This is a genomic window from Pseudomonas sp. F9001 (assembly GCF_013385435.1).
GTDB lineage: Bacteria > Pseudomonadota > Gammaproteobacteria > Pseudomonadales > Pseudomonadaceae > Aquipseudomonas.
The window spans coordinates 72,284-85,382 of the sequence record NZ_JACAPX010000001.1; the positions used below are offsets into that span (position 1 = coordinate 72,284).

10 protein-coding genes and 2 tRNA genes are annotated in these 13,099 nt (G+C 60.9%); 3 read left to right on the forward strand and 9 right to left on the reverse strand.

Features of this window, described 5'->3' with window-relative positions:
• The first annotated feature begins 70 nt into the window (after positions 1 to 70).
• Positions 71 to 850 carry a ferredoxin-NADP reductase gene (gene fpr, locus HX818_RS00395; RefSeq protein ID WP_003189055.1) on the forward strand — a complete coding sequence of 260 codons (780 nt, stop codon included), beginning with the start codon at positions 71 to 73 and terminating at the stop codon, positions 848 to 850.
• 118 nt (positions 851 to 968) lie between these two features.
• On the opposite strand, the gene tsaA is transcribed toward fpr, so the two are convergent.
• The 5 genes from tsaA to rimO form a co-directional block, all read right to left on the reverse strand.
• The gene (tsaA, locus tag HX818_RS00400; protein WP_102369819.1) at positions 969 to 1,664 is read right to left on the reverse strand and encodes a tRNA (N6-threonylcarbamoyladenosine(37)-N6)-methyltransferase TrmO; all 696 of its coding nucleotides are present in this window, start codon (positions 1,662 to 1,664) and stop codon (positions 969 to 971) included.
• A 4-nt stretch (positions 1,665 to 1,668) separates the two neighbouring features.
• Entirely contained in the window at positions 1,669 to 2,130 is a 462-nt protein-coding gene (locus HX818_RS00405) for a DUF1456 family protein (RefSeq protein WP_177019278.1), read from the reverse strand.
• 77 nt (positions 2,131 to 2,207) lie between these two features.
• The gene (locus HX818_RS00410) at positions 2,208 to 2,918 is read right to left on the reverse strand and encodes an rRNA pseudouridine synthase (RefSeq protein WP_003208627.1); all 711 of its coding nucleotides are present in this window, start codon (positions 2,916 to 2,918) and stop codon (positions 2,208 to 2,210) included.
• A gap of 71 nt (positions 2,919 to 2,989) precedes the next feature.
• Complete coding sequence (locus tag HX818_RS00415; protein ID WP_003208626.1) at positions 2,990 to 3,463, reverse strand: GNAT family N-acetyltransferase; 474 nt, start codon at positions 3,461 to 3,463, stop codon at positions 2,990 to 2,992.
• A gap of 103 nt (positions 3,464 to 3,566) precedes the next feature.
• Positions 3,567 to 4,907: a 30S ribosomal protein S12 methylthiotransferase RimO gene (gene rimO, locus HX818_RS00420; protein ID WP_218172220.1), complete on the reverse strand. Its 1,341-nt coding sequence runs from the start codon at positions 4,905 to 4,907 to the stop codon at positions 3,567 to 3,569.
• Positions 4,908 to 5,208: 301 nt separating this feature from the next.
• Between rimO and HX818_RS00425 the strand changes: the two genes are divergently transcribed.
• Positions 5,209 to 7,110: a potassium transporter Kup gene (locus HX818_RS00425; RefSeq protein ID WP_003208622.1), complete on the forward strand. Its 1,902-nt coding sequence runs from the start codon at positions 5,209 to 5,211 to the stop codon at positions 7,108 to 7,110.
• A 54-nt stretch (positions 7,111 to 7,164) separates the two neighbouring features.
• On the opposite strand, the gene HX818_RS00430 is transcribed toward HX818_RS00425, so the two are convergent.
• The 4 genes from HX818_RS00430 to HX818_RS00445 all read right to left on the reverse strand — a co-directional run bounded on the left by HX818_RS00430 (position 7,165) and on the right by HX818_RS00445 (position 11,733).
• Entirely contained in the window at positions 7,165 to 8,451 is a 1,287-nt protein-coding gene (locus HX818_RS00430; protein WP_177019279.1) for a virulence factor family protein, read from the reverse strand.
• Positions 8,451 to 11,093 carry a bifunctional lysylphosphatidylglycerol flippase/synthetase MprF gene (gene mprF / locus HX818_RS00435; RefSeq protein WP_003208619.1) on the reverse strand — a complete coding sequence of 881 codons (2,643 nt, stop codon included), beginning with the start codon at positions 11,091 to 11,093 and terminating at the stop codon, positions 8,451 to 8,453. Before mprF ends, HX818_RS00430 begins: the two co-directional genes overlap by 1 nt.
• 280 nt (positions 11,094 to 11,373) lie before the next feature.
• Positions 11,374 to 11,450: transfer RNA gene (locus HX818_RS00440), tRNA-Met, on the reverse strand.
• Between the two features lie 206 nt (positions 11,451 to 11,656).
• A tRNA-Met gene (locus HX818_RS00445) sits at positions 11,657 to 11,733 on the reverse strand.
• A gap of 291 nt (positions 11,734 to 12,024) precedes the next feature.
• Here HX818_RS00445 and dinB point away from each other — a divergent pair.
• The gene (dinB, locus tag HX818_RS00450; RefSeq protein ID WP_003208617.1) at positions 12,025 to 13,083 is read left to right on the forward strand and encodes a DNA polymerase IV; all 1,059 of its coding nucleotides are present in this window, start codon (positions 12,025 to 12,027) and stop codon (positions 13,081 to 13,083) included.
• Positions 13,084 to 13,099: the final 16 nt, after the last annotated feature.

Here is a 13,099-nt window from a genome sequence, read left to right on the forward strand (position 1 = left end):
CGCCATTAGAATGCTGTGCAATTGCGCATCCATCATTTGGCGCAGACCCATTTCCAGGAGTCCCCCGTACATGAGCAACATGAACCACGAGCGTGTCCTCAGTGTTCATCACTGGAACGACACTCTGTTCAGCTTCAAGTGCACCCGCGATCCGGGCCTGCGCTTCGAGAACGGTCAGTTCGTGATGATCGGCCTGCAACAGCCCAACGGCCGCCCGCTCATGCGCGCTTACTCGATTGCCAGCCCGAACTGGGAAGAGCATCTGGAGTTCTTCAGCATCAAGGTGCCTGATGGCCCGCTGACTTCCCAATTGCAGCACCTGAAGGAAGGCGACGAGATCATCATCAGCAAAAAACCGACGGGCACCCTGGTGCTTGACGATTTGAAGCCGGGCAAGCACCTGTACCTGCTCAGCACCGGCACTGGCCTGGCGCCGTTCATGAGCGTGATCCAGGACCCGGAAACCTACGAGCGTTTCGAAAAAGTGATCCTGTGCCACGGCGTGCGTTACGTCAACGAAGTCGCCTACCGCGAATTCATCACCGAGCACCTGCCGCAGAACGAGTTCTTCGGCGAGGCCCTGCGTGACAAGTTGATCTACTACCCGACCGTGACCCGTGAGCCGTTCGAAAACGAAGGCCGCCTGACCGACCTGATGCGCAGCGGCAAGCTGTTCAGTGACATCGGCCTGCCGCCGATCAATCCTGAAGACGACCGCGCCATGCTGTGCGGCAGCCCAAGCATGCTGGATGAAACCAGCGAAGTGCTCAACAGCTTCGGTTTGAAGGTTTCCCCGCGTATGCGTGAGCCGGGCGACTACCTGATCGAGCGTGCGTTCGTCGAGAAATAAGCGCGACGCAAAAAAATGTGGGAGCGGGCTTGCTCGCGAAAGCGGTGTAACAGTCACCAGATGTATTGACTGATCCACCGCTTTCGCGAGCAAGCCCGCTCCCACATTTGTTTCCGGTTTACCCGGCCGACACGACTTCCAGCACACAAATCATCCCGGCTTCGGGATAGTGCCAGCGCACATCAACATCCCAGAACTGCGCCCCGTATTCCCGCTCCGGCCCCGGAGTCTGGTACGCCGGCCGTGGATCCTGCGCCAGGCACTGCTCGATCAACGCCACCAATGGCTCGCCAAGGCGCTGAGCGTGGCCTTCTGCCTGTTGCAGCGCAGTCTTCAGCCACTGCACGGGAATCAGCGGTGGCGCAGCGCTGGCGATGCTGTTGGTCGCAGTGTCAACTATGTCTGCGTACGGCACGTACGGCTTGATGTCGAGAATCGGTGTGCCATCCAGCAGGTCGATCCCGGATATCCACAGGCGCCCATCTTCCACCTTGTCCAGCTTGACCACTGACTGGCCGATGCCGTTGGGCCGGTGCGTCGCGCGGGTGGCGAACACGCCCATGGACGTGTTGCCACCCAGGCGAGGCGGGCGCACTTTCAGGCGGGGCTTGTCTTCCAGCGCCTGGTGGAACAGGAACAGCAGCCACACATGGCTGACCTGTTCCAAACCCTGCACCGCCTCACCCTGGTCGAATGGCGCCACCAACTCCAGCACGCCCCGGGCGGCAGGCGCCAGTTGTGGCTGGCGCGGGATGGCGAACTTCTCCTTGAAGCAGGAGCGGACAAAGCCGATGGGCGAGACGCTGTAGTTCACGGGTTTAGGCGCGAACGCGCAGGGTCAAGCCCTTGAGGAAGTTGCGCAACAGCTGGTCACCACAGGTGCGGTAGTTGGTGTGGCCGAACTTGCGGAACAGTGCGCTCAGCTCAGGCTTGGACACCGGGAACTCGGAGGCCTTGAGGATTGCGTGCATGTCGTCTTCCTTCAGTTCGAAGGCCACGCGCAGTTTCTTCAGGACGATGTTGTTGGTCACCGGCAGTTCGATCGGCAGCGGTGGACGGCTCTCGTCCTTGCCGCGCTTGAAGATCACCAGGCCATCGAGGAAATGCGCCATGACTTCGTCCGGGCAGAACACGAAGCCTTCTTCCTCGTCTTTCTTGAGGTAGGTCAGCAGGTCGTCCTTGGTGACTTCCATGCCGCCGAGCTTGATGATCTCGACCATCTTGTTGTCGCTGATGTCGAGCATGTAGCGCACGCTGCGCAGTACGTCGTTGTGAATCATGGTGGGCAATCCTGGTCATTCAACTGTGGACACCGCCCAGGCAGGCGGTATCGAGAGATTCGGCGGCGAAAAAAGTCTTAGAATTTTTCTTTGCCGGACAGATAGCGCCATTGGCCTACCGGCACTTTGCCGATGGAGACTCCGCCAATGCGGATGCGTCGAATGGCGACGACTTTCAGGCCGACGGCTTCGCAGAACAAGGCAATCACACCCGGTTGCGGGTTTTTCAGCGCAAAGCGCAGGCGGTTCTCGTTCTGCCAGCTGGCTTTCACCGCCGGCAATTCCTTACCTTTGTAGGTCAGGCCATGGTTGAGGCGGTTCAGGCCGTGGGCGACCATGTCGCCGGACACCTCCACCACGTATTCCTGTTCGATCTTGTTCGCGTCAGCGGTCAGCTTGCGCAAAATCTTCCAGTCCTGGGTGAACACCAGCAGGCCGCTGGCCTTGGCTTGCAGGTCACTGCTGGCGGTCAGGCGCAGGAAGTGGCCCTTGAGCGGGCGCTTGCTGAAGCGGTGTTCTTCCGACAGGGTCTCGGCGTTGATCGACGCCATGGCTGTCTCGGCATCCACGCCGGCGGGGGCGTGGAACAGGATGGTCACCGGCTCCGGCGCTGTGGCCTTGGCCTCAGGGTCAAGCTCGACCTTCTGGGTGGTGACCTTGAACTGCGGCTCGTCGATCACTTCGCCGTCCACCGTGACCCAGCCGCCTTCGATGAACAGCTCAGCCTCCCGACGGGAGCAACCGACCAGTTCGATGAGGCGTTTGGAGAGGCGTAGGGGTTCAGTCATGACAAGGGCCGAAACAAAAGGGGGCGGCTATTGTACCTGTGTGGCGCCGGTTAATCCCGGCTCCATTTCATTTAGCCGCGACGTGCCTGTGGCTGGGCCTGGCGCAAACGCATGTGCAGCAACGGATAAGGCTGGCCCATGCCGTCATGGTCCGTGCGTCCGATCACCTCAAAGCCTTGCTTGAAGTAAAAGCCCAGGGCCTGCGGGTTCTGTTCGTTGACGTCCAGTTGATCGGCATTCATCGACTCGATGGCATAGCGCAGCAATTGCCGGCCCAGGCCCTGGCCACGGTGCTCGGGGTCGATAAACAGCATCTCGACCTTGCCCGCGGCCACCCCGGCAAACCCGGTGATGCGCTGGCGCGAGTCCTTGGTGCAGATCAGCATCACCGCGTCGAGGTAGCGGGTCAGCACCAGGTTTTTCAGCAGCTCGATGTAACTGTCCGGCAGGAAGTCATGGGTGGCCCGCACCGAAGCCTCCCAGATGCGAGTCAGTTCCTGATAGTCGCTGGATTTGGGTGTATGGATAACCGAATGCTGACGCATGCCCGCTGCCCCTTGCCGATGATTGGCGCCGATGGGCAAAACGATAGACCTAAAAAAGCCCCGCATCTTGTCCAGAGGCAGGGCTTTTTCAATTCTTTACACCTTATGCGCGTTTTTCAGCCCACAGGTCGTACTCGTCGGCGTCGGTCACGGTGCACCAGACCTTGTCGCCCGGCTTCAGGCCGCTGGCATCGTCGATGAACACGTTACCGTCGATTTCCGGCGCATCGAAGAAGCAGCGGCCTACAGCGCCTTGCTCGTCGACTTCGTCGATCAGTACTTCGATCTCACGGCCGATGCGCAGTTGCAGGCGCGCCGAACTGATGGCCTGCTGGTGCGCCATGAAGCGCTCCCAACGGTCCTGCTTGACGTCGTCCGGCACGATGGCAGCGTCCAGCAGGTTGGCCGGAGCACCTTCCACCGGCGAGTACTGGAAGCAGCCGACGCGGTCCAGCTGGGCCTCGGTCAGCCAGTCCAGCAGGTACTGGAAGTCTTCTTCGGTTTCGCCGGGGAAGCCAACGATGAAGGTGGAGCGGATGATCAGGTCCGGGCAGATCTCGCGCCAGTTCTTGATGCGCGCCAGGGTCTTGTCTTCGAAGGCCGGGCGTTTCATGGCCTTGAGGATTTTCGGGCTGGCGTGCTGGAACGGGATGTCCAGGTACGGCAGGATCTTGCCGGCGGCCATCAGCGGGATCAACTCGTCAACGTGCGGGTACGGGTAAACGTAGTGCAGGCGCACCCATACGCCGAGGCTGCTCAGGGCTTCGCAGAGTTCGGTCATGCGGGTTTTCACCGGCGCGCCGTTCCAGAAGCCAGTGCGGTATTTGACGTCGACGCCGTAGGCGCTGGTGTCCTGGGAGATCACCAACAGCTCTTTCACGCCGGATTTGACCAGGCGCTGGGCCTCGTCCAGCACGTCGCCCACCGGGCGGCTCACCAGTTTGCCGCGCATCGACGGGATGATGCAGAAGCTGCAGCTGTGGTTGCAGCCTTCGGAAATCTTCAGGTAGGCGTAGTGGCGCGGCGTCAGCTTGATGCCCTGCGGCGGCACCAGGTCGATCAGCGGGTTGTGGTCCTGGCGCGGCGGCACTACGTCGTGCACGGCGTTGACCACTTGCTCGTACTGCTGCGGGCCGGTCACGGCCAGCACGCTTGGGTGCACGTTGCGGATGTTGCCTTCTTCCACGCCCATGCAGCCGGTGACGATCACCTTGCCGTTTTCCTTGATGGCTTCGCCGATCACTTCCAGGGACTCGGCCTTGGCCGAGTCAATGAAGCCGCAAGTGTTGACCACCACCACGTCCGCGTCCTGGTAGGTGGACACGACGTCATAGCCTTCCATGCGCAGTTGCGTAAGGATGCGTTCGGAGTCGACCAGAGCCTTTGGGCAACCCAGGGATACAAAGCCGACCTTGGGGTTGGCTTTTGCGATGGTGGTGGACATGTCTAACCTCGGTATTGAATGACGCCGCCCGTCGTGCACGAAAGGTGGCGGATGGGCACTTGGTGTGCCTCTGATCAAAAAGTGCGCAATTCTAGCGACGGGAATCGCTCTTGACCAGCTTTATGCAGGGAAATACGACGAGTGCTGCGCTATGCTTCGCGCCGTTGCACCTGAGTGAATTTCCTCGGTCAATAAATCGTCTGTAACGAGAAGTAAAACAGCGCATGCTGTGGACAGCATAGGCGCCCGCAGCAGGCGCGCTGTTTATAAAAGACCGCAGGTCAAAGGGCAGGAGTGGTTGATGGGTCAGGCAAGTAGTCAGGCAGCAGGTGCCGAGCAGTCCAACGCAAAGCCGATCGGCATGCTGGTGGCGGCAGTGGGGGTGGTTTACGGCGATATCGGCACCAGCCCGCTCTACACCCTTAAAGAGGTGTTTGCTGGCGGTTATGGGGTTCAGGTCAATCACGACGGGGTCTTCGGGATCCTGGCGCTGATTTTCTGGTCGCTGGTCTGGGTCGTTTCGATCAAGTACGTGCTGTTTATCCTGCGCGCGGATAACCAGGGCGAGGGCGGCATCATGGCCCTGACGGCTTTGGCCCGGCGGGCGGCGGCACCTTACCCCAAGTTGCGTTCGGTGCTGGTGATTCTCGGCCTGATCGGTGCGGCGCTGTTTTACGGCGACAGCATGATCACCCCGGCGATCTCGGTATTGTCGGCGGTCGAAGGCCTGGAACTGGCGTTTGATGGCCTTGAGCGCTGGGTGGTGCCGCTTTCGCTGGTGGTGCTGGTGGGGCTGTTCCTGATCCAGAAACATGGCACGGACCGCATCGGCAAGCTGTTCGGCCCGGTGATGGTGCTGTGGTTCCTGGTGTTGGCCGGCCTGGGCATCCATGGAATCATCCAGCACCCTGAGGTGCTCAACGCCCTCAACCCTGTGTGGGGCGTGCGCTTCTTCATCGTTCACCCTGGCATGGGCGTGGCGATTCTCGGTGCGGTGGTACTGGCATTGACCGGCGCCGAGGCGCTGTACGCCGACATGGGCCACTTCGGACGCAAGCCGATTGCCCGTGCCTGGTTCGCCCTGGTGCTGCCGGCGTTGGTGCTCAACTACTTTGGCCAGGGCGCGCTGCTGCTGGAAAATCCAGAGGCAGCCCGCAACCCGTTCTACCTGCTGGCACCGGAGTGGGCTCTGGTCCCGCTGGTGGCGTTGTCCACTTTGGCCACCGTGATTGCTTCCCAGGCGGTAATCTCCGGGGCGTTCTCCCTGACCCGTCAGGCGATCCAGCTCGGTTACATCCCGCGCATGCATATCCAGCACACTTCCAGCGCCGAGCAAGGCCAGATCTACATCGGCGCGGTGAACTGGTCACTGATGGTGGGCGTGATCCTGCTGGTGCTGGGCTTCGAGTCCTCCAACGCCCTGGCTTCGGCCTACGGTGTGGCGGTGACGGGCACCATGTTGATCACCAGCATTCTGGTGTCGGCGGTGATGCTGTTGCTGTGGAAATGGCCGCCGGTACTGGCTATCCCGGTGTTGATCGGTTTCCTGTTGGTGGATGGGCTGTTCTTTGCCGCCAACGTGCCGAAGATCGTGCAGGGTGGTGCGTTTCCGGTATTGGCGGGGATTGTGTTGTTTATCCTCATGACCACCTGGAAGCGCGGCAAGGAGCTGCTGGTGGACCGGCTGGACGAAGGTGGGCTGCCGCTGCCGATCTTTATCAGCAGTATCCGTGTGCAGCCGCCTCATCGCGTGCAAGGCACGGCGGTGTTCCTGACCGCACGCCCGGATGCCGTGCCCCACGCCTTGCTGCATAACTTGCTGCATAACCAGGTGCTGCATGAGCAGGTGGTGCTGTTGACGGTGGTCTACGAAGACATCCCGCGTGTACCGGCCCAGCGTCGTTTCGAGGTCGATTCCTATGGCGAGGGCTTCTTCCGGGTGATCCTGCACTTTGGTTTCGTCGATGAACCGGACGTGCCCGAAGCGCTGAAGCTGTGCCATCTGGATGACCTGGATTTCAGCCCGATGCGCACCACCTACTTCCTCAGCCGCGAAACCGTGATCGCGTCCCGCATCAAGGGCATGGCGCGTTGGCGCGAAGGGTTGTTCGCGTTCATGCTGAAGAACGCCAACGGCAACCTGCGCTTCTTCAAGTTGCCGGTTAACCGGGTGATCGAGCTCGGCACTCAAGTAGAAATGTAAGCCCAACAAAAAGCCCCCGGTGCCTTGCGGCAGCGGGGGCTTTTTTGTGGGCGCTTATTCGGCCGGGGTCTTGCCCTGGCGCTTCTCGATGATGTCTACCAGACGCTTGGCCAGCGCCGGGTAGTTCTCGTCGAAGTGATGGCCGCCAGGCAGCTTCACGGCTTCGCCGACAGCGGTCTTGTCGGTGCAGCCACTCTCGTCGACTTCTTCGGCACCGTAGATGCACACCACCTTGTCGGCCGGCAGCTTGGCCATTTCCGGGCCGGTCGCAGCTTCCTTGCCGGCGTTGCCCAGCCAGCCTTCCACTTCGATCTCGAAGCTGCCGGTGCGGGCGAAGGCCAGCAGGATGATCGCGTCTACACGCTGCTGCTCGTTTTCCGGCAGGCGGTTGTAGATGGCCGGCAGCACATCGGCGCCGAACGAGTAGCCGGTCAGCACGAAGCGCTTGGTGCCCCATTTCTGCCGGTAGTGCTGCATCAGCTCGGCGAGGTCCTTGGCGCTTTGTTCCGGAGTCTTGTGCTGCCAGTAGTAGCGCAGGGTATCGATGCCCACCACCGGGTAGCCGATCTTGGCCATTTCACCGGCCACGTCGCGGTCCAGGTCACGCCAGCCGCCGTCACCGGAGAGGAACAGGGTGACGGTGTCCTTGGCCTGCCCAGCCGGCACTTCGACCACCGGGATCGCCAGGCCGCCGTTGTCCGAGCCCACCAGTTGCTTGCGCAACTCGTTGTTCAGCACTTGCGGGTAGTGAACGTCGTAGTCGCTGATGCTGGTGGTAGCACGCGGCGTGTCGCGTACGAAACTGGCAGCATCATCGTCAGGGTTATCGTTCCAGGCCACCAGCCAGCTACCGTGGGCCGAAGTCTTCGGCAGCGGGTCGTTGCAGCCTGGCTGCGCCAGCGCGAAGCCGACGGAGATGGCATTGGCCTTGTCGTCGTTCTGCGCGGCCAGCCAGCGCCAGGCGAGGGATGCGCCAGGGCCGATGCCGCTGACCAGGGTCGCTGGGCCGGCAAGCTGGCCGAGGGCGGTTTGCAGGGCTTGTTCCTGCAGCTTGCAGTCATCCTTGGGCAGGATTACCTGGACGATCTGCGCTGCGCCGCCCTGGCTCAGGGCGATCAGTTGGCTGTCGGTCAGGGTTTCGTCGGCCAGCACGGCCACGGCCACGCGGGCCTTGGGCGCGGTACCCGGGGTAACGCGGGTCAGGACCGTGCCATCGGCCTGTGGCAGTTGTTCCAGAGTCGGTTGCGGTGCAGGGCGGTTCCAGTACCAGTAGCCGCCACCGAGGATCAGTGCCAGTACCACCAAAAATGCCAATACATACCGCCAGGAGCGTCGAATCATCAGCGTTTCACCAATCCAGTCAAGCCGCCCGCAATCAGGGCGGCGGTGTCGGCCAGTGCCACCAGCGGATCAAGTCCTGCGGGCACGGCCATATAACGGGGTTCCCAGTCAGGCTGGAACTTGTCTTTGAAGCGGCGCAAGCCTTGGAAGTTATACAGTTGCTCGCCACGGCGGAACACCATCGAGCCCAGGCGTTGGGTCAGCGGGGCGCCACGTCGTGGTTGCAGGCCCGACAACGGCACCATGCCGAGGCTGAAGCGGGCGTAGCCATGGTTCTTATAATGTTGAATCAGGCCGACCATCATGAATTCCATGGTCAGTTTCGGCGCGTCCGGGTGCGCACGCATCAGGTCGAGACTGGCCAGGTCGTGGCTGTAGGTCTCAAGCAGGTTCGCAAACGCTACCGGGCGCCCTTCGAAGCGAATGATCGCAATACGAAAGTGCTTGAGGTAGTCGTCGCTGAATCGTCCAAGGGAAAAGCCTTTTTCCCGCACGTTCTTACCGGTCAGCCATGCGTCGGAGATGACTTTCAACTCCTCCATCGGGGCCTGGCCGGGTTCGTGGATCTCCAGGGACAAGCCATCACGGGTCCCGCGGTTCCAGGTGTAGCGCAGGTCCTTCATCTCTTTGCCCTTGGCTTCCAGGTCAAAGCGTTTGAGGTCGACCCGGGCTTCTTCACCCAGTTTGATCGCGGTGAGGCCGATGTCCATGTAGTACGGCAGGTTCTCCGCGCGCACCTGGTAGAACACCGGGCGGGCGTGGTGAATGTCGCACAGGTCGCGGAACTGCCAGATCATCTCGGCCCGTTGCAGGGTCGGGCCAATCGGATCGTACAAGGCCACCAGGCTGCGACCGCGACGAGCGTACATCAGGAACGCTTCGTCGTTGGGGTGAAACAGCAGGGCCTTGTCGCCGGTCAGCGCCAGGCCGCCGTCGGGTTGTGCAGAGTTCATCAGGATCTTGGTGGCGCGCTCCAGTTCATCCGGTGTCGGCAAGTGGATGATCGGGCGCGCGGTACGCAGCAGCCAGGTCAGCGACACCACCACCAGCACCACGGCCGCGCCCAAAAGCGAGCGCAGGCCACGCGGGGCGTTGGCGTCGAGGGTGAACTGCCACCACAACTGATGGCTGTAGGGCACGTCCTGGTAGGCGAACAACAGCAGCCAGATCGACGCACCGAGTACGCACACGCTGGCCACCAGGTACAGCGGCGAGAACGGCAGTTCGGTCAGGCGGCTGGCGCGGTAGAACGAGCGCCGGAAGATCGCCAGCAGCACCGCCGTCATGGTCATCAGGCTGGCTTCTTCCCAGTCGAAACCCTTGAGCAGGGAGAGCAGGGCGCCGGTCAGCAGCAGCACCATGGTCAGCATCCACGCCGCGGACAACCGTCGACGCAGGCCCTGGGCCAACAGAAGGCAGAGCACGCCGATCAGGCTGGCACCAAAGTGCGAAGCGTCAATCAGGCGATGAGGAATCAGGAAGCCGATGTTTTCCAGGCGTGAGTCGATTTCCGGGGTTGCGCCGGAAAACAGCAGGACCACGCCTGACAAAAAAACCAGTACGGCCAGGATCGGCGCAGCGAGGCCCGAGGCCGCGCGCAGGCTTTGTTGCGTATGGAACAGGCGCTGGGCTTCGTTGACCAGCAGGAACACACAAGCGATCAACAGCGGCAGCACCACATAGATCATCCGGTACAGCAGCAGTGCGGCCGCCAGTGGCGCGGCACCGAGCTTGTCGGCGAAGGCAGCCAGCAGGATTGCTTCGAACACCCCGACGCCACCGGGTACATGGCTGAGCACACCGGCGGCCAGGGCCAGCAGGTACACCAGCAGGAACGGGCCAAAGGGCGGCGCTTCCGGCAGCAGCATATACAGCACGGTAGCGGCCGCAGCCACGTCGAGGGCGGTGATGATCAGTTGCAGGAAGGTCAGGCGACGGCCCGGCAGGCGCAAAGTGCGACGCCCAGCCTTGACCAGCAGGTTGTCCGGATACGGTTGTTCCGGCAGGCGGCGGCGGTAGATGCCAATGCACAGTGCGGCTGTTAACAGCAACACAGCACCGGCGATGCCGCCGAGCAGGCTGGCAGGTAGATGCAGGGCATTGGACGCGGCAGGCAGGTTGCTCAGGGTGGCCAGCGCAGCGAGCGGCGGCAGGGCGCAACCCAGGGCCAGGCTGGCAAACACGGTCATGCGCGCCACTTCCGAAGCGCCGATGCCATACCGTGCATATAAACGGTAGCGTACCGAGCCGCCCGAGAGCATCGACAGACCAATCGCGTTACCGATGGCGAATGCGGTAAAGCCGCCGTAGGCCAGAGTCTTGGCAGGCAGCTTCACGCCGGCATAACGGGCACCGGAAAATTCATAGCCCAACAAAATGATAAAGCCGGCGACAGCAGCACCGAACGCACCCAGCAGTGCAGGCTTGGGTACTTCAAGGATTGAATCGTGGAGCGCGTACAGATCCAGTTCAAGCAACAGGTGGCGACAGGCGATAAGGGCGATTGCGAACAGCAACAAGGTGACGGCCAGCCCGATGGGTTGGCGGTATTTGCTCAACAGATCCAGCCAGCGCAAACGGGTGGGAGTGATCGGTTGTGTCGCTGTGACAGAGTCTTGTGGTTCAGACGAGTTGGCGCGCATCAATCACCTCGTGGATTGTGCGCGACAGGATGGAGGTATCCAGCCAAGTTACCAATCCCTATGGACAAAATAATTACAAATATTAACGCGTATCGCGAAGTGCGGCGACAGCGCCCATTGGTCGTAGAAGGACAGTGCTTGAAGACTTAGCATAGCTTGCAATGAGATGGACTCTACAAACCGTGTACGGTTTCATGAAAGATGCCATGCCATTGTTTCAAAAGGACTTTTTCGTCAGATACAAAAAAGGCCACTCTTTCGAGCAGCCTTTTTTGATGTTTGGTTGCGGGAGCCGGATTTGAACCGACGACCTTCGGGTTATGAGCCCGACGAGCTACCAGACTGCTCCATCCCGCGTCTGTGTGGCGGCATTCTACAGAGCAACGGCGGGGTGTCAACCGTTAATCGAACGATGGGTCAAATAAGTGCAATTTAGCGTCGGATTGTCACGCGGGTGCGGTAAGTGCGCGATTGGGAAAGGTTTTTTGTCAGACAATCGAAACGAGGGCTAAAACAGACAGGCACAAAAAAGGCCACTCTTTCGAGTAGCCTTTTTTGATGTTTGGTTGCGGGAGCCGGATTTGAACCGACGACCTTCGGGTTATGAGCCCGACGAGCTACCAGACTGCTCCATCCCGCGTCTGTGTGTCGGCATTCTACAGAGGAACGCGAGTGTGTCAACCGCTGATTCAAAGAAAAGCGCTTGTGGTTCAATCGGTTAGCTCTCCAAGGTGGCCCCTTGATAGGCCGCGGGGCCAGTCTGGCCGAGGCTTTCAGCTCTATTGGGGGGTGTGTTTCGATTGAGAAAATGAATTCACCTGCGAATTTTCCTACCGCTTAAGCGGAAGATTCAAACTACTGGTGCTATATACAGGTGTGAGTGAGATACTGCCGGCCTGTCCGTTTTCTGCCCAGAACCACTGCCTTATATATGACGCAGCGCAAAATCATCCACGTCGACTGTGATTGCTTCTACGCCGCCATCGAGATGCGCGACGACCCGACCCTGGCGCAAAAGCCCCTGGCGGTCGGTGGCTCGGCAGACCGTCGCGGGGTGATCGCCACCTGCAACTATGAAGCACGGGCCTATGGTGTGCGTTCGGCCATGTCGTCCCGCCATGCCCTGAAGCTGTGCCCGGACCTGACCATCGTCAAGCCGCGCATGGATGCTTATAAAGAAGCATCAAAGGAAATCCAGACGATCTTTCGCGACTACACCGACCTGATCGAACCGTTGTCCCTGGACGAAGCCTACCTGGACGTCTCCGACAGCCCGCATTTCGGCGGCAGTGCCACGCGCATTGCCCAGGACATTCGCCGGCGGGTCTCCAACCAGTTGCACATCACCGTTTCCGCGGGCGTGGCGCCGAACAAGTTTCTCGCCAAGATCGCCAGCGACTGGAAAAAGCCCAACGGACTGTTTGTGATCACCCCCGACCAGGTGGAAGACTTTGTCTCGGCGCTGCCGGTGAAAAAGCTCCACGGCGTGGGCAAGGTGACGGCCGACAAGCTGGCGCGGCTGGGGATCGAGGACTGCCTACAACTGCGGGAGTGGAACAAGCTGGCGCTGGTGCGAGAGTTTGGCAGTTTTGGCGAGCGGCTTTGGAGCCTGGCGCGTGGGATTGATGACCGTGTGGTGCAGAACGACAGCCGCCGGCAATCCATCAGCGTGGAAAATACCTACGATGTCGACCTGCCGGACTTGCCCAGTTGCCTGGAAAAACTGCCGGAGCTGATGGACACCCTGGCCGGGCGCATGGCGCGCATCGACAGCAGTTATCGGGCGGGCAAGCCGTTCGTCAAAGTGAAGTTTCACGACTTTACCCAGACGACCCTGGAGCAGGCGGGGGCAGGGCGGGACCTGGAGAGTTACCGGCAGTTGCTGACCCAGGCGTTCAATCGCGGCGACAAGCCGGTGCGATTGCTGGGAATAGGCGTGCGTTTGCTGGATTTGAGCAACGGCAACGAGCAGCTCCAATTCCCCTGGTAGAAACCGAAAACCAAAT